The organism is Nodosilinea sp. FACHB-131 (assembly GCF_014695395.1).
Classification (GTDB): Bacteria; Cyanobacteriota; Cyanobacteriia; order Phormidesmidales; family Phormidesmidaceae; genus Nodosilinea.
Genome location: NZ_JACJOF010000007.1, coordinates 281,636 through 299,682, shown reverse-complemented (window position 1 = coordinate 299,682; position 18,047 = coordinate 281,636). Strand labels below are relative to the sequence as shown.

The following is an 18,047-nucleotide window of genomic DNA, read 5'->3' as shown; positions in this document are numbered from 1 at the left end:
CATTTTACCGATCCTCATCCCGGTTAGCGAGGCCCTACCCGTCCGTTGGGCACTACGGCATCAAATCGGGGGGAGCGGGTAAATCAGAGGCACCAGGGTCACCGTCACAAATGTGGTATGCGGTGCGCAGCCGTTCTAGGGCGCGCTGCCCGCGCTTACGCAACGACGCTAGGGATACCCACTCTTCGCCAGCTGCCACCAGCTTTGTCTGCACCTGGGGCCAGGTTAGGCCTTCAACCACTTTCCACTGAATCAGGTTGCGATCGCCCGGCGACAAAGCGGCTAGGGCTTGCAGCACCGAGGCAATGGCGTTAGCAATCGCCTCGTCATCAACAGCCGCTGCGCTGCCGTCAGCGGCCTCTTGCTCCATCAGTTCGTCAAACGCCACCGCTAGATAGCGCTGACGATCGCGCTTGCACTCGCGAATGATGTTGTAGGCCGTGCGACGCATCCACGCCTTGGGCTGGCGAATGTGCTCCTGGTTTTGCTGAGTGTAGCGAACGCCGCGCAGATACGCTTCGACAAAAATGTCGATTTCGGTAATGTGAGCTTGCAGCCCAAACTGCTGAATGGTGCGCTTGATAAAGGCTAAGAGCGATCGAGCGTGGGGGTTATTGGGTTTGAGCAGAAGCTGCACATCATGGTTAAACTGCTGCGTTTCTGACGGGGGGTGAGACGGCATGACTCTGGGTAGATGACCAGCGATTAAGTTCTAATGTAGCGGCATCAAGTTTTCATGAAGCGTGAAGTTTCCGGACAGAAAGTCGGAGTTCTCTGGAGACAACTGTGTGACTCTAGTTACAAAACCGACCGCCAACCTATCCAATCGGCCGTTCAAATCTGTCTGTCCAAGCCCTCCAAGCCCGTTTTTCTAGTGGTGTAAAACCGAAAACAAGTCTTGACTGCGAATAGTAAATTTACCGGGCTACTGCCCATTGTCAGGTTCTGATGACACAGATGCCAGACAACTCACAACGGCGCTGTCTGGCGGCTAAAACAACAGGTCTTGACAATAGCTAAGATGCGATCGGCAACGGGACATCGCCAAAGGGGTTAATCCCGCAGCCGTTCCTCCAAAGTGTCCGCTTAGATGTAGTCCTGTACGATGGGGCCAACTCAGGGCAGAGCGAGCCACCCTCTGCGACAATGGGCAGTACTTCTGTTATTGCGATTTGGCTGCCCCATGGCCCACACCATTACCCTGCACGAATCTCACCTGCAAACTCTCGACCTAACCCCGGCCCAAGAGGTAATCGAGCCGCTGCTGGCGGAAGGTAAGGTGCTCAACGGCGAGCTTGGGCTGCGGTTCGTTGTTGATATCAGCCGTGACCCCACTGACCCCCGCGAGCTGTCAGAGCTGCCGGAGGTTAGGCTGTGGTTTATTCGCTTAGATACCTATTACCCCTGGTTGCCCCTGGTTTTAGACTGGGAGGCAGGCGAGCTAGGACGTTACGCCGCGATGCTGGTGCCCCACCAATTCAGCCCTACCGAGGGCATTCGCTACAACCCAGAGGGGCTAGAAATTTTTATGATGGCGAAGATTTTTGTCATCGCTGCCTGGCTCAAGGGGCAGGGCATTACCCAATACACCCGGCTGAAGTTTATGACCCAAATGCTGGGCTATGAAATTGATGACGGGTTGTTTGAGCTGCTGGTTTGAGGGAAAAGGGGAAAGGTTTTGGGTGCAAGGTGCAAGGCACAAGGTACAGCCCTACACCTTGCACCCTGTACCTTGAACCCTGCCTGCACCTTAAACCTTCACTTACACCAAGATCTCTGTAGGAGCCGATCGCTTAGTTTCGTAGTAACGGCAGGCAAAGTAGCCGACGCTGTAGATCAGCGACGCATCGGAGGCAATGCCCAATACCGCACCGAGGCCAGGGATGAGCTCGGCTATACTCAACCCCGATTTGACCATGCCAGCGGTGGTGGAGGACAGTAGCCAAATAGCCAGCACCTCGCCGCGACGATCGTGGTCAGTGGGCGAGTAGCCATAGATGGTGGCGATGCGGTAGATCATGTTGGCTTGGAGGGCGGCGATCGCACCAATATCTACCAGGGTCAGCGCCAGGGCCACCGGGGGGGCAAAGTTGGTAGCCAGACCAATGCCCGCTGCCTTAAGAGCGGTTTCGGCCATGACCCGCTGGGCCAGGGCGCGCTTGCTCTCTTGGGGATATTGCTGACGGAGCTCGGCCACCTGCGATCGCACTGCTTCTACATTCACCTGACCTAGGGCCGCCAACAGCCACCGCATGCCCGGTAGAGCAGTGGCAAAGTGAATAAACGGCCAATCGGCAATAGGGCCAACCACGCTGCCAACCGTAGCGGTTACCGGCTCAAAAAAGGGCTGAAACCTTTCCACCACTGCATTGCCGGTATTAGCGGTGACATTGTCAAGCACCGTCACAACCGCCTGCATGACCTGGGTAACCGCCTGGAAGGTGTCGCGGGCTTGATCGCTAGGCTCAGGACTGGGGGGCGGGGTTGTGGTCATGGGTTAGCCTCTGCATCGCATGGGGTTCTATCCCACTCATAACCAATTCTCAGCGACCTGGCATCCATCCCCAGGTAAGGTCAGCGGGTGATCAAAAGCTCGCCGATTTTGCCCCGGCGCCCAGCGCGGGAGTTAATTGCTCGTGCCGCTAAAATCGGGTGCATCGTAAACCCCTGGTAGAGCTCACGGATAAACTCACAGTCAGAGTTTGAGAGCATGACCCGCTGCCCCTGGCTAACTAAAGTGCGAAACACCGCCGCCAAGCGCTCTTGATCGGCCCCGGTGAAGCCGTAGCGGCTATAGCCCGTAAAGCTGCTTGTGGAGCTAAGGGGATGGTAAGGCGGGTCGAAATAGACAAAGTCGCCGGGAGAGAGCGATCGCTCTAGCAGCATTTCAAACGAAAAAGTATGAATCTCAGCGGTTTGCAGCGCCGCCGAGGCCGCCCGCAGCAGCGATGGATCGCAGATGGTGGGGTTTTTGTAATTTCCCACCGGCACGTTGAAATGGCCCTGGGAATTTTCGCGGTAGAGGCCGTTGTAGCAGGTTTTGTTAAGGTAGATCAGGCGGGCAGCGCGCTCCACGGGCGATCGCAAATTTTGCCGCTGGCGCACCTGATAGTAGTAGTCCGGGTTGTGGCGGCGCTGATGATCCCACAGATGACGAATCAGCAGTTCGACCCGGTCGCGCACGCAGCAGTAAACGTTGACCAACTCGGGATTGATATCTCCCAGCACCGACCGCCGTGCCCGTCCCACCAGGTGAAAGAACATTGCCCCACCGCCCAAAAACGGCTCGTAGTAGGTGTCGATCGCTGTGGGCAAAAACGGCTCGTACTGACTGAGCAAACGACTTTTGCCGCCCGCCCATTTGAGAAAAGGGCGCGCTTGTAGCGTCGGGGGTGCAGAGAGGGCAACTGTCACAGAACTGCCTGAGATCAAATGTACTTGTTTAAAGAATGCCCCAACTATAGCAAAGCTCAGCCGGAGCAGCACCCTTTTGTCGTGGGTTAAGGCCTTTTGTCGTGGGTTAGGATGTAGAACGAGTTAAATTCAGAGTCAGTGCGCTGGGCTTTGCGCGCATTGGCCCCTAGAACCCCCGGTCTGCCGCCATGAAAGATTTTTTTGACAACATCTCTCGCTATCCGCGCTACTTTATTTCCTTCACCCTGGGCGTATTTTTCAACGCCGCCCAGCCCCTAGTGCCGCTGTTAAGGCAACCCACCACGGCGATCGCGCTAATTGGCGCCATGGTGGCTGGCTTTTTGTTTCTCACCTTTACCCTGCGGGCAATGCTGGGCCTAGGTTAATGCCATTACCAGGAGTACAGACCAATGCCTAATAATCGTCGCGTTGAGCGGGTGGCTTCTCTCATCAAACGAGAGATTAGCCAAATGATGATGCTCGACATCAAAGATGACCGTGTGGGGGCTGGCATGGTCAGCGTTACCGATGTCGATGTGTCGGGCGACCTGCAACACGCCAAGGTGTTTGTCAGCATCTATGGCACCCCCGAGGCCAAAGCCGAAACCATGGAGGGCCTCCACGCCGCCACCGGCTTTGTGCGCAGCGAGCTGGGCCAGCGGTTGCGACTGCGACGCACCCCCGAAATCATTTTCAAAGAAGATGTGGGTATGGAACGCGGCACCAATGTGTTGAACTTGATCAACCAGCTCAGCCAAGAGCGCGCCGCAAAGGGCCTGACCGACGAGTTTTTTGAGAACGACGCGGACACCCCCGACGAACCCATCTCCGGAGATGAGGAAGAGTGAACCGGGCGACAGTCAACGACTGGCCCTCTGGGGTAAACACCTCGGCCCGGCTGCCCGCCCCTGAAAGTTTATCCCTGGCAAAACAAGTGTCCCAAATGGTGGTGGTGCGCGCCTCGGGTCACCTGTTTGACCACGAAATTCGCTATCCCGATTGGGAAGCCGACAGCGCCACCCTCACCCACTACGTCGAAGAACTGGGCGTGGGCGGAGTCATTTTGCTGGGGGGTAGCGCCGCCGAAGTGGGGCTCAAGACCCAGGCGATTCAGACCCAGGCCCGGATTCCGCTGCTGATTGCCGCTGATGTGGAAGAGGGGGTCGGTCAGCGATTTAGCGGTGCCACCTGGTTTCCGCCGCCGATGGCGCTGTCGGCCGTGGCTGATCGCGACCCCACCGCCGCCCTGGCCTACGCCGAGGCCTTTGGGGCCGCCACCGCCGCCGAAGCGCTAGCGATTGGCCTCAACTGGGTGCTGGCCCCGGTAGTGGATGTCAACAACAATCCCGCCAACCCGGTGATTAACGTGCGGGCCTTTAGCGACGGGCTAGAGCGAGTCAGCGCCCTGACGCAGGCCTTTATTCGCGGGGCACAGACCCAGCCGGTGCTCACCGCCGCCAAGCATTTCCCAGGTCATGGTGACACCGCCACCGATTCTCACCTCGATCTGCCGGTGCTGCCCCACGGCCTCGATCGCCTCCACGAGCTAGAGCTGACCCCGTTTCGAGCTGCGATCGCCGCCGGGGTAGACAGCGTTATGACGGCGCACCTCCAGATTCCTGCCTTAGATGCCCGCCTGCCCGCCACTCTCTCGCCCGCCACCCTCACCGGGCTGCTGCGTCAGGAGATGGGTTTCGACGGGCTGATTGTGACCGATGCCTTGATTATGGGAGCGATCGCTAACACCTACGGCCCCTACGAAGCGGCGGTGCTGGCGGTGGAAGCCGGTGCCGACGTGCTGCTCATGCCCGGCGATCCGGAAGGAACGATCGCTGCGGTAGTAGAAGCCGTGAACTGTGGGCGCATCGACCCAGCGCGGATCACGGCCAGCGTGGAGCGCCTCTGGCGGGCCAAGCAAAAGGCGGCCCCGGCTCTGCTGCCCGACGGGGCCGGTCACGCCTGGGAGCACCTGCCGCCACCCCCGGTGAATTTGGCCGCAGTGGCCCAACCCGCAACCCGTCAGCTCGCCGCCGACATATTTACCGCATCGATGACGGTGCGAGGCCAAATCGCTCCCGCCACCGCTGCCACCCCCGGCCACAACATCGTGATTGTCGATGATGTGGTTGGCTGTCGCTTTCTAGAGCGCACGGCGGCGGCCCTCACTTGGCCCCAGCGCCACCACTACCACCTCAAGCTGGTCGATACCCAGGGTTGCCAGCATTGGCAGCAGCGCGAGGAAATCTTAGCTGAGCATGAGCTGCGGCCCAGCCTGGTGCAGATTTTTGTGCGGGGTAACCCCTTTCGCGGCTCCGCACAACTCCTACAGTTGGCGACCACCTGGCTGGAGACCCTGCGATCGGCCCAACTGCTGCGCGGGGTGGTGATCTATGGCAGCCCCTACGCATTGGAACAGCTGCGACCCTACTTCGAGCAAGTGCCCCATGGGTTTACCTATGGGCAAATGCCCTTGGCCCAGAGCCTGATTCTGCCGGCTCTGTTGCCAGAGCTATCGGCAACTCCTGTCAACCAAGAGTTCACCGATTAGGTCAATTGAGTTGGTGGCTTCCACCTGGGGAACTCCAAGTTTTTGTCGCAGCGGCAGCTCCGGAGTAGCTAGTTTCAACAGCCGCTAAGCATAAGCAAACGTAAAGGCTTATATCAGATTTTTATACTTTTGTTGCTCCACGTTGAGCAAACTTGGGTAGTTACACGATGCTAAGTGTATCGCTTGCCACCTTTTGGTAAAGTATGTTCTCTGAGCTATCCCGAGCACCTCGCTATTGCCTTGATGACGAATCGCCCTGGCTTAGAGGCATTGACCCACTGCGCCGCTACTGGATCTGCGTTAACGGCGACTCGCGATCGCTGCGGGTAATGTCGGGATTAGCTGCCCAGAGCGAAGAGGCCTTTCAACAGGCAATTCACAGCTTTAGAAGCCTGGCTATTGGCCAAGAGTTGAACCTGCCGGCTGGCATGAGCGATCGCCTCACAATTCACTGCGTCGCCCAAAATTGCTACGCGATCTCCGACTGCTCAACCGGGGCCGAGGTGTGGCACCTATTCGACACCGAATCGTTAGAATCGCTGCTGTTGACGGCCCACCCCGACTGGCAATGTGCGCCCCAGCATTTGAACCTGGGGCGATCGCTGCTCACTGCCGCCTGGGGGCAGCCATCGGTGCCTAGAGCCGCCTAGGATATTGTCCTAGCCGCGATCGAGCTGCATTAGCTCTTGCAGCGACGCCATCAGCTTAATTTCAGCTGACTGAATGGTATCTACCGCCGTCAGCACAAAGGTCCAGCGCACGCCCACAGTGAACAGCAGCGTCTTAACTCGACCCCTGACCACTACGCGCTGGGTGCCATCGGCGTCCACCTCGGTCTCAACCTCGACCGGTGTGGCGCGCATAGATACAGCCTCAGCTTCCAGATAGGTGTAAATTGCTTCGGCCCCTACAATCGGTTCCTCAAAGGGAGCTCGCAGAACGCCATCGGCTGCAAACAGAGCTGCTACCGCGCGGTAGTCTTCTGCGTTGAAGCCCGCAAAGTAACCGTCGACGGCAGAGGAAACCGTCACCAAGTTTAGGGGTGCTTCAGCAGTGCGAGTGGCCATGGTCGTCCTCCAGCGATAGATGGTTTTACGATAGAGGGCTGAACCGGGTTAGAGCGTCTATCCGTTGACAGAGCAAATAAAAATTGAGTTCATTAAGGATGCTCTGCGATCGCTCGATCGCTGTTCTGGGCAAAGGAATTGGCTATGGCATATAAAGTCTGAGTTAGGACAGCCCAGAATGCCAGGATCTAGACCTATCGGGCACTTTTTCACTTTTCGCGCTTCTGTTTTCGTTCTTTTGCCACGGCGTTTCAGCAGGAGCGATCGCTCGTAAACGGACGTTCTAGGAGAAAATAGGGGAGCTAATTCGCCGATCTGTCCTTTACCCCTAGAGCCAAGCCGTGACCCAAGCCATGACCGCTGCCACTGTTCAAGACTGGTCAGCTTTCTTGCAGCGCCTCATTCTAGGGGAATCGCTCAGCCAGGAGCAGGCCGAAACCCTGATGCGCGGCTGGCTCAGCGAAGACATTCCTGAGGTGGTGTCGGGCGGGCTGCTGGCGGTGCTCCAGGCCAAGGGCGTCTCCGCCGATGAGCTGGCGGGCATGGCGCGGGTGCTCCAGGGGCAATCCCTTGGCGGCGAAGGCAAAATTCACCATCTCACTCCCTGCATTGATACCTGCGGCACCGGGGGCGACGGGGCTCACACCTTTAATATTTCCACCTGCGTAGCGTTCGTTGCGGCGGCGGCGGGCATTCGGGTGGCCAAGCACGGCAACCGCTCCGCCTCCAGCAAGGTGGGGTCTGCCGATGTGCTCGAAGCCCTCGGCGTCAATCTGGGGGCCGACCCCGAGCGGGTCAAAGCGGCATTGGATGAGGTGGGCGTCACCTTTCTATTCGCCCGAGGCTGGCACCCGGCGATGAAAGCGGTGGCTCCTCTGCGCAGCGCCCTCAAAGTGCGCACGGTGTTTAACCTACTGGGGCCGTTGGTAAACCCGTTGCAGCCCACTGGTCAGGTAATTGGCGTTTACGACGTGGCTGTAGTGCCCGCCATGGCCGAGGCCCTCAACCAACTGGGCATTCCTCAAGCGATCGTGCTCCACGGCCGCGAACGACTGGATGAAGCCGGGCTAGGCGACAAAACCGATATTTCGGTGGTTGAGAACGGCCAGGTCACAAGCGCCGTGATCGATCCCCAGGCTCTGGGCTTAGCTGCTGCCCCCCTTAGCGCCCTGCGCGGCGGCGAGGTTGAAGAGAATACCGCCATTCTGACCGCCGTGCTTCAAGGTAAAGGCACCCAGGCTCAGCAGGATGTGGTGGCTCTGAATGCGGCCCTGGCGCTCAAAGTGGGCGAAAAGGTGAAAGGCGAATCTTTAGAAGTTTCTGTTACCGAGGGCATTGCTCTGGCGAAAGACATTCTTGCCAGCGGGACCGCCTGGGATAAGCTGCAAGCCCTGGTAACGTTCTTGGCTTAAGGCTGCTGTGCTCCAGATTTCTGTTGGCTTCGACTCCTCTCACTCAACAGAAACATTAGCCGTCAGGAAATTGCCAGCAGGGGATGTGCTCGACCCGGCGGCTGCCGCAAGCGCAGGCAATGTTTTCGTCGTCGGAGGCCATCCAGGTCTCGTCGCAGTCACGGCAGTGGCAGAGAATGTTGTTCAAATTCGCCTGGGCCAGGCCAAAGCGCCAGCGCTCTAGCTCGTCGGGGGTGAAGTGGGAGGGGGAGTCGGCCATGGGGCGAAAGAGAGAAAAGGGAAGAACGAAGAGGGCGGAGCCAGCTTTTAGGGCAGAAGCTAAAAGCCCGAGTTGTACCGTACCCATTCCAACATGATGTCGAGTTTGCGGGCGACGATCGCACCCGCTAAAAAGCCCATGCCGTGGCCCACCCACGACTTGCCGCGCTGAAGCGGCAGCAGGCCCCACAGGGCGCTGCCATAGAGCAAGCCGACGACCACAGCCGCGGCGATCGCCCCTGGGCTGCGCTCAAAATAGCCCCGCAGCAGCAGATAGCCAAGGTAGCCAAACACCACGCCGCTGGCCCCCAAGTGTCGGGTGCCGGGGCGACCCAACAGCCAAATGCCCACGCCGCTAAACACCCAGCAAAACACTGTGACTAGCCCCAGCACCTCTAGCCCCTGGAGCAAGATCACAGTGCCTAAAATGACCAGCGGGCCAGAGTTAGCGGCCAGGTGGCCAAAGTCGCCGTGGAGTAGCGGAGCGACCGCAATACCCGGCAGCCCGTCTAGACTGCGGGGTGCAATGCTGAGTTTGTTCAATACCCGCCGCCCGGTGACAAAATCCACTACGGCCAGTGCCCACATCAGCACCAACAGGTAGGCCAGCAAAGAGATTCCCTGGCGAAAGCCATCGGGCAAGACGATTGAGTCGAAGGAAAACAAGGCGATCGCAGCCGCAACTAAACTCACGCCCTTCAGGCTAGCACCTGGGCCAGCACCGGGTTCAAGTATTGGACTAACTGGGTGCCATCGACCCCCAGCTCGGTGCGCTCGCGGGCGGCAGCGCGAGCCCCCTGGCCGTGCCACCAGGCTCCTACCAGCGCTGCATCCAAGGCGGCATTTAAGGAACTATCGGCATCTGCGGCCATAGCCTGGGCCAGCAGACCACCAATTAAGCCGGTCAACACATCGCCGCTGCCCCCACGCGCCAGGGCTGGGGTGCTTTCGGGCACGTACCAAAGGGTGCCGTCGGGGTGGGCGATCGCCGTACAGGCACCCTTTAGCAGCACCACCGCTCCACTCTGGGCAGCGGCCTGCTGCGCCGCCGCGCCGCCGTCCTCAGAATTCTTCAGCAGTTCAGGGAACAGCCGCTTAAACTCGCCCCAGTGGGGCGTCAGCACTGTGGGTGACTGCCGTTTTACCAGAGCGTCTATAGCGCTTAGATCCGCCAGGAGATTGAGGCCGTCGGCATCGAGCAATAGGGGCGTCGAACTCTGCAAAACCGCCTGCACTGGCTCGGTAGCCTGGCGGCTCAGCCCTGGTCCGCAAGCGATCGCGCTGTAGCGGCTCAGGTCTAGAGTATCCGGCAGTCGGGCGATCGCCCCCGTCGCCGTTTCTGGACAGCCCACCACCAGCGCTTCAGGAATTTGAGCCACCACCATCAATCGCAGCGACTCCGGCACTGCTAGGGTGAGCATGCCTACCCCACTAGCTCTGGCTCCCAAAGCCGTCAGCAACGCCGCCCCGGCGTAGGACCGCGACCCCGCTACCAGCAGCAAATGCCCTACCCGGTACTTGTGGGTGTTGGGCTGGCGCGGTAGCGGTAATCGCTGTCGAATTGCGGGCAGAGTTACCCGTCGCACGTCAGGCAGCGCTGCGAGTACGGCTGCGATCGCCGCTGGGGGAATATCAAAGTCAATGAGATGGGGTTGCCCCAGGTAGGCGAGCGCTCCCTCCTGGCAAAACGCCCGCTTCCACAGGCCCAGGCAGAGGGTGTAAGTAGCCTGCACGGCTATCCCCAGCGCCTTACCCGTATCGGTGTTCAATCCCGAGGGCAGGTCAATACTGACCACTGGGCAATTGGCCGCGTTGATTGCCGCCACCGCGTCAGCCATGGCCCCGTCGACCGGGCGCTCTAAGCCAAAACCAAACAGTCCATCGATCAGCAGATCGCAGGGGGCCAGCTCTGCGATCGCCTTCACAACTGGAATGCCCAAATACTCTATAAACCGCAGGTGGTCAGCAGTCAGCGGCTTTAGGCGCTCGGCCGGACTGCACACCTGCACCCGATAGCCCTGAGCAGCCAGTTCGCGCGCCACCACCAGCGCGTCGCCGCCGTTGTGCCCTGGCCCCGCCACCACAGCAATTTGGGCATAGCGCTGGAGCGGAAACTGAGCCACCACCCAAGCAACAATGCGGCCCGCCACCTTTTCCATCAGCGCGGCCACCGGCATGCCGGCGTCAAACAGGCGGCCTTCAATGGCCCGCATTTGCTCAGCGGTGACGATGCGATCGCGAAATTCACAGCTCATGGGCTTACAAACAAACAATAGGCGATGGACTCTCAATACAATCCATCGCCCATTGATCCTATTGTTTTAGTGCCCAGCGGTATCTATCGCTCAAAGAAAACCCGGCTGTTGCCAAGGCCAGATTCGCGATAGAAATTATTCCACCGGTTCGCCAACCCGCGATCGGCAAAGGGGCCAACAGCGACGTGGGGACCCCGAGGTTCTGTGCGCTGCTGTACGCGATCGGGCGGAGTGCCAAGCTGAATCACCTGACTGCTCACAGCGCCTAAGCTTGAAGCGTCGGTGGGAATCACCACGTAGTAAGGAGCGCTAGCCGATTCAGTCATCGGCGGAGCCGATGTCGGTGGCGCCATGATTTCCCCAGCGGGAGGTGCGGCCGGCACACCATAGTTGAGCTCTTGGCCAAACTCCACATTCCCCGCAGTCGGGGGCACCGCAGCAACACCCGGCGGTAGGGCTGGCACAGGCACAGCCGTCACCGCAGCCTGGGAAAATGCCGCGTCGGGCAGGGGCGGCAAATCACCGTTGGACGCATAAACGTTGTTGGGTAGCGAAGCCGTTTGAGAATAGTAGGGTACAGCCGCCGCCACCTGAGCCATCTCAGCCCTGACCCCTAAAGCTCCCAAGTCGGTAATGCGCTGCTGGGCATTGCCGGTCATGTTAAACCGCCCCGCCTGAATCACCGATCGCCCCTGAAACGAGGTGCGAAAGGCCGTTGGCTCCACCAGACGCACCTGGCTTAGCGTGGCGTCGCTGGTGTCGCCAACGTAGATTAAATACTGCTGGCCACTGCTAGGGGGCACCTGCTGGGGCATAGCCGCCCCAGGCACGGGCACTGCCCCAGCGGGTAGCGGCGGCACGACTTCATAGCCCTGGGCCATGCCCTGGGACGCTGTACTGATTACCGCAGCGGCAGCGATCGCGATCGCCGCTGCCACTTTTAGAGGCAGCCCGCGCCCGCAGCTACTCCATAAACCCAACCAACTGTTCTGCATTGCCATCACGACTCCTGCCCATTACTCGTATGGTGAACCGGTAGACGGTCAAGCATCAACGACTTTTTGCCCGTCCTCTATATGCCTTGAGGATGTTAGCGCAGATTTTAAAAACCGCATCGTTCTATCCCAATCTTTTAGCTAGCGCAGACTGTCCACCACTTCTGTGATGCAGGTCACCGGTTACAGGCTGCAACGTCACCGGAGCAGAGGCCTGTGAGTCACCCGTGGAAGTTGTGATATTTCTTACCATAGATGCAACCTGCAACAGTAAGCGCTATGGCTAAGCCCTGCGGCAAACCCCTCAAAAGCAATCCGTTTACAACCCAGCGCGATCCACACACGGGGGAATGGCACGTGGTAAAGACCCACCCCAGGAGTCGTCGATAATTCCTGGGGATGGCCATAGCAAAAATTCTGATCTGACCACTGTCCCCGGTCAGACTCAGGCCTCTGTCCTTAGCCGTGTATCTGCGATCGAGAAGGAAGTAAGTCTTCAAACCGCTTTAACCAGAGCTAGGATCGCTGGGCTATAGTGTGGGCTCATTCCGTCTGCGGAACGCATTCACACCATTGCCATGCGCCAACTCTATTCCCCCATTGAGCCCTACCATGCCGAATACCTAGCGGTATCAGAACGGCATCGGCTTTACGTAGAGCAAGTCGGCAACCCTAAGGGCAAACCGGTGATATTTTTGCACGGCGGGCCTGGGGGTGGCAGCAACCCTACCTACCGGCAGTTTTTTGATCCCGATCGCTGGCGCGTTGTGCTGTTTGACCAGCGGGGCTGTGGCAAAAGTTTGCCCCACGCTGATCTAGAAGACAACACCACCTGGGCTTTGGTTAGCGACATCGAGAAAATTCGCGTTCATCTTGGTATTGACCAGTGGACCGTGTTCGGCGGCAGCTGGGGCAGCACCCTAGCCCTGGCCTACGCCCAGACCCACCCCGATCGCTGCCAGGGGCTCATTTTGCGCGGCATTTTTACCCTGCGCCAGCGCGAGATCAGCTGGTTTTACCAGGAAGGAGCCAGCTTCCTCTATCCCGATGCCTGGGAGCAGTATCTCGCCCCCATCCCCGAGGCCGAGCGCGATGATCTAGTTAAGGCCTACTACCGCCGCCTCACTAGCGACAACCTTGAAGCACAACTGACCGCCGCCCGCGCCTGGGCCGTGTGGGAAGCCAGCACCAGCAAACTCGTGCAAGACCCCGGCCTGCTGCACCACTTCAGCGAAGACGAATTTGCCGTCGCCTTCGCCCGCATCGAGTGTCACTACTTCATCAATCGCGGCTTTTTCGAAACCGACGACCACATCCTCAGCCAGGTACACCGCATTCGCCACATTCCCGGCGTCATTGTGCAGGGTCGCTACGATGTGGTGTGCCCCGCCACCACCGCCTGGGAACTGCACCGGGCCTGGCCCGAAGCTCGGTTTGTCATGGTGCAAGAGGCTGGCCACTCAGCCATGGAGCCAGGCATTGCCAATGCGCTGATTGAAGCGACGGATGAGTTTGCAAGACGGTGAGGGGAGATGGGGGTGATGGGGAGATAAGAAAATGTAGATGCTGAGTAGATAAATGCAAAATTCAAAATTGAGAATTCAAAATTTTGCACTTTGAATTTTGAACTTTACCCATCCAACCGCCTACCCATCCACCCGCCTACCCTCTACCCCACTACCCCAACACCCGCCGAGCAATCCACCGCTGCACGCTCCACAGCCCGCCGGCGACTATGGCCCCTAGCCACAGCCCCCGTCCCAGTTGGGTTTGTCCGTCGAGCAAGCACCATCCACCCAGAACCGCTAAACCCAGAGTGCTGCTCGCTACGGTGGTCAGCATGGCCCGTAGGGCATCGTGGGTAGCTACGACTTGGCTGGCTAAATCGTCTGAGGGCGCTCGGGCCGCTAGGGTCTTCGAGGCGGCCTGGAATGATTCGTAGTTGGCCGCTTCGACCTGGTAGTAGGTACCTAGCTCGTCATCCCGCAGGGCGGAGACGGTGTAGAGACCAAACTGCTTGGCCTGAGCGATCGCATCGCGAATTTGCCGCCGGGTGGCGATTGGCCCTAGAGCCTCAAACACCGACTGGCGGTAGACCCCAGTTTTGGCCATGGCCAACACGCGATCGGTGAGGTCTAGGGGAGAGGAAGAGGCGGCATTCACAAGGTTTATCCACTCCTGGGCGGGCCGGGGCGATAGCCCAACTTGTACTATTTGATAGTACAAAAAACCCGCGATTAGCACACCTGTTGTAGAGGCATACTGCTGACGAAGTTTATCCTTTGCCTGCTTGCCGGCCTTTTCACCACCAGCTTATCCGCCCACTTCTCCTACCCCATCCAACCCATCAATCCATAGGCCAGGGCCGCACTTCCCAGCGGCACCGTGAGGTTATCGAGGCCATAGAGCGAGAGCGTTTCTAGCAGGGTGGCAGCGATCGCCACCACCCCAGCTGTTCCCCAGACGGCTCCGGTAAACCCCACCGTCAGCCCCAGCACCAGCAAAACCACCAAAAAGCTAGCCAGGGCCATAGTCAAACTGCCCTCCCAGCTCTTCTGGCTACCCAAAACCCTGTAGGGATGACGGCCAAAGTTTTGCCCCACTAGAGCGGCCAAGCCATCGCCCCAGGTCATCACCAGAATGCCGAGGGCAGCGTACTGGGGTAGACCCAAAGGCCAGAAAACCGCTGTCAGTACGCCAATGCTGACAGCGTAAAAAAAAGTACCCAAACTGTTGCGTCCTACACCGTCAACTCCCGGCAAAATCGGCAGCCGGTACGACAGCAGTGCTACGCCGCTAAACACAACTGAGGCCGCTATACCCATCCAAGCAGGAGTATGCAGCCACCAGGCCAGCAAAATCACGTGACCTGCCCCAATATGGACGATTTTTCGAGTAATTTCGGTGGCAAAGTGACCGGTGCGACGCACCCCTTCGGCCACTCCCCCAACTACTGCTAGCCAGGCGGCTACCAGTCCAATTTGCACAAGCGCAGTAGCCATCATGGCAGGGGAAGCAAGTATAGTGGTGTGGGACTTCTAGACCTTACTACACCAACTTCCTATGGATAAACCTTATAAGCGAGTGCTGCTAAAACTTAGCGGCGAAGCCCTTATGGGCGACATGGACTACGGCATCGATCCTAACGTAGTAGAAACCATCGCGGCTGAGATCGCCGAGGTGATTAAAGAAGAAATTGAGATCGCTGTGGTAGTGGGTGCTGGCAACATCTTTCGCGGTATTAAAGGCTCGGCCGCCGGGATGGATCGGGCAACCGCCGACTATATCGGCATGATCGCCACGGTGATGAACGCCATGACCCTGCAAGACTCGCTAGAGCGCATGGGGGTGCCAACCCGAGTCCAGACGGCGATCGCCATGCAGGAGGTCGCCGAGCCCTACATTCGCCGTCGCGCCATTCGCCACCTGGAGAAAAACCGGGTGGTTATTTTTGGGGCAGGCTCCGGCAATCCCTTCTTTACTACCGACACTACTGCCGCACTGCGGGCGGCGGAGATCAACGCCGAAGTGGTGTTCAAAGCAACCAAGGTTGACGGCGTCTACGATTCTGATCCTAAAATTAATCCTAACGCCAAGCGCTTTCGCACCCTCACCTACGGGTATGTGCTGCAGAACGATCTAAAAGTGATGGACAGCACCGCGATCGCCCTCTGTAAGGACAACAACATCCCTATCATGGTATTTGACCTGTCGGTGCCTGGAAACATCAAGCGGGCGCTAATGGGCGAATCTATCGGCACGATTGTAGGAGAGTCTTGTGATGTCAGTTGACGATATTTTGCTCGAGACCGAAGACCAGATGCAGAAGTCTATCAGGGCGACCCAGAACAATTTCAACACTATTCGCACGGGGCGCGCCAACGCCTCGCTGCTCGATCGCATCGAGATCGACTACTACGGTGCCCAGACTCCCCTCAAGCAGATGGCCAACATCTCCATCCCCGACTCCACCACGCTGATGATTCAGCCCTACGACGCCAGCAGCCTGACCACCATCGAAAAAGCGATTTCGATGTCTGACGTGGGCCTCACCCCCAACAACGACGGCCGGGTGATTCGCCTCAACATTCCGCCGTTGACCAGCGAGCGCCGCAAGGAGTTTGTCAAGACAGCGGGCAAAGTGGCTGAAGAAGGGCGCGTCTCCATTCGCAACCAGCGCCGCAACGGCATCGACGCGGTCAAAAAGCTAGAAAAGGCCAGCGACATCTCCGAAGACGAGTCGCGCGATGCCCAGGACGAGATTCAAAAGCTTACCGATAAATATATCGCTCAGCTCGACGAAGCCCTAGCCGCCAAAGAGAAAGACATTATGACCGTGTGAGATTTCAAGAGTAGAGACGTGACCGATCGCGTCTCTACGAAGCATTTCTACGTCGCGCATTTCGGTCTAACAAAGTAGGCAAAGTGCATTGGGTAGCCCTCGGCGTAGAGCTTATCAACTCGGTTTTGGGCAATTTCTAGGCTTTGAAACACGTCCAAAACAGTTTCTCGGCCGTTAGCGTAGCGAACGCAAAGTTCCCAAATCATGGTGATTTCCCCAATGGCAGTCTAAGGCAGCGGTGGTGGCGATAGCGGGCCTGGCTTTACGATGACTTTGTACAGGCCAAGTGACTTTATCCTAGATTTATCGCTTCAGGATGTACTCCGGGAAATCCACGAACTTAAACCCTCGGTGCATTTTGGGCTTGGTACATCTGAATTTCCTCGCCCCCGGTTGACGCTCCCTGACAGCCCTGTTAGATTGCAGATACGTTTCAGTTCGCCCGCAACCATGACCGCATCCGTAAGAGCATTTTATTTTTGGTGGCAGCCGTCGGTTCACAGGTCGTGAGCACCGTTTGTGTTGCTAACCTTGTGAACCGCGGAGCTTACCCTCTGCGGTTTTGTTTTTTGTTTGATTCGTTAGCCCTTGTCGCTTTAGCAGCTATGCAAACTTTCACCACCAATTGGCACTACGGATTTTTTTACACCACCGGGTCAAGCTTGTGGTGATAGGTCCTCCTATGCCCCTTACCTGACCCGGAGCCCCCAGCTTCGGGTTTTTTGTTTTCTGTTGCGATCGCCCCGTTCTTTATCCCCTTTTTTCACCATGAAAGACGCTACTTTGACCCGCAAATCGAGCCTTGAGCACCGCTCGGTGGTGGCTCTCACCGATACCGTCGCCATCGGCGGCGACACCCTGCTGATTGTGGGCGGCCCCTGCGCCGTCGAAAGCGCCGAGCAGATGGAGCAGGTGGCCCGTCATCTGGCCCCAACCTCCGTTCAAGCGCTGCGGGGCGGGGTCTTCAAGCCGCGCACGTCGCCCTACGCCTTCCAGGGCATGGGAGAAGCCGGTCTGCGCATTCTGGACGACATCCGGCAGCGGTTTCAGATGCCGGTGATCTCCGAGGTGATGGCGATGGAGCAAATTCCATCCATGGTGGCCCAGGTGGATGTGTTGCAGGTGGGCAGCCGCAACATGCAAAACTTTGACCTGCTCAAGGCTCTCGGCCGCATCGACAAGCCGGTGCTGCTCAAGCGGGGGCTAGCCGCCACGATCGAAGAATTTGTGATGGCGGCAGAATACATTCTCAGCCACGGCAACCCCAACGTGATTCTCTGCGAACGGGGCATTCGCAGCTTTGATACCTACACCCGCAACGTGCTGGACCTGGGGGCGGTGGTAGCATTAAAGCAACTCACCCACCTGCCGGTGATGGTGGATCCCAGCCATGCTGCCGGCAAGCGGGAGCTAGTACCCGCTCTGGCGCGGGCGGCGATCGCCGCTGGAGCTGACGGGCTGATCGTCGAGTGTCACCCTTTACCCGACGAGTCGGTGTCAGACGCACGCCAAGCCCTTACCCTAGAGGAGATGGTTTCACTGGCCCGCAGCCTTGACCCCATTGCGGCAGCTCTGGGGAGACGCTTGGCTAAACCAGGGGTCATTGGCACCACCTTGAAGGAGCCCGACTGGACTCTAGAAAGCCCAGTGCTAGCCGCTTAAAGCGGGCTCATCAGCATTCACAATGGGTGCCATTAGCAAAGTCCTCTGTCAATGGGCTTCATATTTTGTTACAACATAAGGGGAATTAGGTTGG

The 18,047-nt window shown here is 58.4% G+C and carries 21 protein-coding genes; 10 read left to right on the top strand and 11 right to left on the bottom strand.

From position 1 onward, the window contains the following. Positions 1-52 precede the first annotated feature (52 nt). Positions 53-682 carry a sigma-70 family RNA polymerase sigma factor gene (locus H6F75_RS04520; RefSeq protein WP_190749601.1) on the bottom strand — a complete coding sequence of 210 codons (630 nt, stop codon included), beginning with the start codon at positions 680-682 and terminating at the stop codon, positions 53-55. Positions 683-1,183: 501 nt separating this feature from the next. Here H6F75_RS04520 and H6F75_RS04515 point away from each other — a divergent pair. Next, entirely contained in the window at positions 1,184-1,660 is a 477-nt protein-coding gene (locus tag H6F75_RS04515) for a CRR6 family NdhI maturation factor (RefSeq protein WP_190749599.1), read from the top strand. A gap of 102 nt (positions 1,661-1,762) precedes the next feature. Here the strand turns inward: H6F75_RS04515 and H6F75_RS04510 are convergent, their stop codons facing one another. Together H6F75_RS04510 and H6F75_RS04505 are read right to left on the bottom strand one after the other, a co-directional pair. Then, on the bottom strand, positions 1,763-2,494 hold the full coding sequence (locus tag H6F75_RS04510) for an EcsC family protein (RefSeq protein WP_190749597.1): 732 nt from the start codon (positions 2,492-2,494) through the stop codon (positions 1,763-1,765). 80 nt (positions 2,495-2,574) lie between these two features. Beyond that, positions 2,575-3,414, bottom strand: a complete 840-nt coding sequence (locus tag H6F75_RS04505) for a Dam family site-specific DNA-(adenine-N6)-methyltransferase (protein ID WP_190749595.1) — start codon at positions 3,412-3,414, stop codon at positions 2,575-2,577. A 188-nt stretch (positions 3,415-3,602) separates the two neighbouring features. On the opposite strand from H6F75_RS04505, the gene H6F75_RS04500 reads away from it, so the two are divergent. From H6F75_RS04500 to H6F75_RS04485, 4 genes are all read left to right on the top strand, one after another. Beyond that, positions 3,603-3,800 (top strand): DUF751 family protein, encoded by a 198-nt coding sequence (locus H6F75_RS04500; protein WP_190749593.1) that lies wholly within the window; start codon positions 3,603-3,605, stop codon positions 3,798-3,800. 24 nt (positions 3,801-3,824) lie between these two features. Continuing rightward, positions 3,825-4,262, top strand: a complete 438-nt coding sequence (rbfA, locus tag H6F75_RS04495; RefSeq protein WP_190749591.1) for a 30S ribosome-binding factor RbfA — start codon at positions 3,825-3,827, stop codon at positions 4,260-4,262. Further along, positions 4,259-5,962: a glycoside hydrolase family 3 N-terminal domain-containing protein gene (locus H6F75_RS04490; RefSeq protein ID WP_347710607.1), complete on the top strand. Its 1,704-nt coding sequence runs from the start codon at positions 4,259-4,261 to the stop codon at positions 5,960-5,962. The genes rbfA and H6F75_RS04490 overlap by 4 nt, the downstream gene beginning before the upstream one ends. A gap of 203 nt (positions 5,963-6,165) precedes the next feature. Continuing rightward, positions 6,166-6,612, top strand: coding sequence for a hypothetical protein (locus H6F75_RS04485; protein ID WP_190749589.1), 447 nt, complete (start codon positions 6,166-6,168; stop codon positions 6,610-6,612). Between the two features lie 9 nt (positions 6,613-6,621). Here the strand turns inward: H6F75_RS04485 and H6F75_RS04480 are convergent, their stop codons facing one another. Then, positions 6,622-7,029 (bottom strand): nuclear transport factor 2 family protein, encoded by a 408-nt coding sequence (locus H6F75_RS04480; protein WP_190749587.1) that lies wholly within the window; start codon positions 7,027-7,029, stop codon positions 6,622-6,624. A 353-nt stretch (positions 7,030-7,382) separates the two neighbouring features. Between H6F75_RS04480 and trpD the strand changes: the two genes are divergently transcribed. Then, positions 7,383-8,441 (top strand): anthranilate phosphoribosyltransferase, encoded by a 1,059-nt coding sequence (gene trpD, locus H6F75_RS04475; protein ID WP_190749730.1) that lies wholly within the window; start codon positions 7,383-7,385, stop codon positions 8,439-8,441. A gap of 55 nt (positions 8,442-8,496) precedes the next feature. Here trpD and H6F75_RS04470 read toward each other — a convergent pair whose 3' ends face one another. The 4 genes from H6F75_RS04470 to H6F75_RS04455 form a co-directional block, all read right to left on the bottom strand. Next, a complete protein-coding gene (locus H6F75_RS04470; RefSeq protein WP_190749585.1) occupies positions 8,497-8,700 on the bottom strand; it encodes a hypothetical protein in 204 nt (67 codons plus the stop codon). A gap of 59 nt (positions 8,701-8,759) precedes the next feature. Next, a complete protein-coding gene (locus tag H6F75_RS04465; protein WP_347710606.1) occupies positions 8,760-9,392 on the bottom strand; it encodes a rhomboid family intramembrane serine protease in 633 nt (210 codons plus the stop codon). A 5-nt stretch (positions 9,393-9,397) separates the two neighbouring features. Then, positions 9,398-10,954 carry an NAD(P)H-hydrate dehydratase gene (locus tag H6F75_RS04460; RefSeq protein ID WP_190749583.1) on the bottom strand — a complete coding sequence of 519 codons (1,557 nt, stop codon included), beginning with the start codon at positions 10,952-10,954 and terminating at the stop codon, positions 9,398-9,400. 83 nt (positions 10,955-11,037) lie between these two features. Continuing rightward, a complete protein-coding gene (locus tag H6F75_RS04455; protein WP_206754669.1) occupies positions 11,038-11,955 on the bottom strand; it encodes a hypothetical protein in 918 nt (305 codons plus the stop codon). Between the two features lie 572 nt (positions 11,956-12,527). On the opposite strand from H6F75_RS04455, the gene pip reads away from it, so the two are divergent. Beyond that, entirely contained in the window at positions 12,528-13,475 is a 948-nt protein-coding gene (gene pip, locus H6F75_RS04450) for a prolyl aminopeptidase (protein ID WP_190749579.1), read from the top strand. A gap of 151 nt (positions 13,476-13,626) precedes the next feature. Here the strand turns inward: pip and H6F75_RS04445 are convergent, their stop codons facing one another. Then, on the bottom strand, positions 13,627-14,112 hold the full coding sequence (locus H6F75_RS04445; protein WP_347710605.1) for a hypothetical protein: 486 nt from the start codon (positions 14,110-14,112) through the stop codon (positions 13,627-13,629). A gap of 167 nt (positions 14,113-14,279) precedes the next feature. Continuing rightward, the gene (locus H6F75_RS04440; protein WP_190749577.1) at positions 14,280-14,954 is read right to left on the bottom strand and encodes a diacylglycerol/polyprenol kinase family protein; all 675 of its coding nucleotides are present in this window, start codon (positions 14,952-14,954) and stop codon (positions 14,280-14,282) included. Positions 14,955-15,012: 58 nt separating this feature from the next. Between H6F75_RS04440 and pyrH the strand changes: the two genes are divergently transcribed. Together pyrH and frr are read left to right on the top strand one after the other, a co-directional pair. Further along, positions 15,013-15,741, top strand: coding sequence for a UMP kinase (gene pyrH, locus H6F75_RS04435; RefSeq protein ID WP_073608808.1), 729 nt, complete (start codon positions 15,013-15,015; stop codon positions 15,739-15,741). Then, positions 15,731-16,291, top strand: a complete 561-nt coding sequence (gene frr, locus H6F75_RS04430; RefSeq protein WP_190749575.1) for a ribosome recycling factor — start codon at positions 15,731-15,733, stop codon at positions 16,289-16,291. The genes pyrH and frr overlap by 11 nt, the downstream gene beginning before the upstream one ends. Before the next feature lie 47 nt (positions 16,292-16,338). On the opposite strand, the gene H6F75_RS04425 is transcribed toward frr, so the two are convergent. Further along, complete coding sequence (locus H6F75_RS04425) at positions 16,339-16,497, bottom strand: family 2 glycosyl transferase (protein ID WP_190749573.1); 159 nt, start codon at positions 16,495-16,497, stop codon at positions 16,339-16,341. A gap of 562 nt (positions 16,498-17,059) precedes the next feature. Here H6F75_RS04425 and aroF point away from each other — a divergent pair. Next, positions 17,060-17,953: a 3-deoxy-7-phosphoheptulonate synthase gene (aroF, locus tag H6F75_RS04420; RefSeq protein ID WP_190749571.1), complete on the top strand. Its 894-nt coding sequence runs from the start codon at positions 17,060-17,062 to the stop codon at positions 17,951-17,953. The last annotated feature ends 94 nt before the right edge of the window (positions 17,954-18,047 follow it).

Bases quoted from the DNA above. Each gene is read 5' to 3' on its own strand.
- H6F75_RS04440 (WP_190749577.1), bottom strand. From the start codon at position 14,954: ATGATGGCTACTGCGCTTGTGCAAATTGGACTGGTAGCCGCCTGGCTA.
- H6F75_RS04425 (WP_190749573.1), bottom strand. From the start codon at position 16,497: ATGATTTGGGAACTTTGCGTTCGCTACGCTAACGGCCGAGAAACTGTT.
- pyrH (WP_073608808.1), top strand. From the start codon at position 15,013: ATGGATAAACCTTATAAGCGAGTGCTGCTAAAACTTAGCGGCGAAGCC.
- trpD (WP_190749730.1), top strand. From the start codon at position 7,383: ATGACCGCTGCCACTGTTCAAGACTGGTCAGCTTTCTTGCAGCGCCTC.
- rbfA (WP_190749591.1), top strand. From the start codon at position 3,825: ATGCCTAATAATCGTCGCGTTGAGCGGGTGGCTTCTCTCATCAAACGA.
- H6F75_RS04510 (WP_190749597.1), bottom strand. From the start codon at position 2,494: ATGACCACAACCCCGCCCCCCAGTCCTGAGCCTAGCGATCAAGCCCGC.
- H6F75_RS04460 (WP_190749583.1), bottom strand. From the start codon at position 10,954: ATGAGCTGTGAATTTCGCGATCGCATCGTCACCGCTGAGCAAATGCGG.
- H6F75_RS04480 (WP_190749587.1), bottom strand. From the start codon at position 7,029: ATGGCCACTCGCACTGCTGAAGCACCCCTAAACTTGGTGACGGTTTCC.
- H6F75_RS04520 (WP_190749601.1), bottom strand. From the start codon at position 682: ATGCCGTCTCACCCCCCGTCAGAAACGCAGCAGTTTAACCATGATGTG.
- H6F75_RS04515 (WP_190749599.1), top strand. From the start codon at position 1,184: ATGGCCCACACCATTACCCTGCACGAATCTCACCTGCAAACTCTCGAC.
- frr (WP_190749575.1), top strand. From the start codon at position 15,731: ATGTCAGTTGACGATATTTTGCTCGAGACCGAAGACCAGATGCAGAAG.
- H6F75_RS04455 (WP_206754669.1), bottom strand. From the start codon at position 11,955: ATGGCAATGCAGAACAGTTGGTTGGGTTTATGGAGTAGCTGCGGGCGC.
- H6F75_RS04485 (WP_190749589.1), top strand. From the start codon at position 6,166: ATGTTCTCTGAGCTATCCCGAGCACCTCGCTATTGCCTTGATGACGAA.
- aroF (WP_190749571.1), top strand. From the start codon at position 17,060: ATGAAAGACGCTACTTTGACCCGCAAATCGAGCCTTGAGCACCGCTCG.
- H6F75_RS04500 (WP_190749593.1), top strand. From the start codon at position 3,603: ATGAAAGATTTTTTTGACAACATCTCTCGCTATCCGCGCTACTTTATT.
- H6F75_RS04470 (WP_190749585.1), bottom strand. From the start codon at position 8,700: ATGGCCGACTCCCCCTCCCACTTCACCCCCGACGAGCTAGAGCGCTGG.
- pip (WP_190749579.1), top strand. From the start codon at position 12,528: ATGCGCCAACTCTATTCCCCCATTGAGCCCTACCATGCCGAATACCTA.